We start from the raw sequence: 296 nt of genomic DNA, 5'->3' as shown, positions 1-296 counted from the left end.
ATTTGGCAACAAGGTAGGCTTTCTGATGTGCTTCAACTCCCTGGTAATTACCTCTATCCGCACTTTCACCGGCAACCCTCACGATAGCAGAACCCCGGAGCCATTGATAGGCGAGCTGGAAAGGAATAAATTACCGCTACCCCAAGAGATCGTCTATGACCGTGCAGCAAGAGGGGTCAACCCAATAAAAGGAGTAAAGGTGAGTCTCCCGGGCAAACCCTTGAAAGCAGACAGCAATTATCAAAAACAAAAAAAGCGGAGGAAGTTTAGACGCAGGGCAGCAATAGAACCGGTTA

1 pseudogene is annotated in these 296 nt (G+C 48.3%); it reads left to right on the top strand.

Annotated elements, in window-relative coordinates:
* Nucleotides 1–296, top strand: a pseudogene (locus tag D0T84_RS23430) (IS5/IS1182 family transposase); the annotation flags it as partial.

Origin of the sequence: Dysgonomonas sp. 521 (assembly GCF_010501055.1) — a bacterium.
GTDB lineage: Bacteria > Bacteroidota > Bacteroidia > Bacteroidales > Dysgonomonadaceae > Dysgonomonas.
Note: the sequence above shows the minus strand (reverse complement) of the source record. Positions and strands in the feature narration are given on the sequence as shown.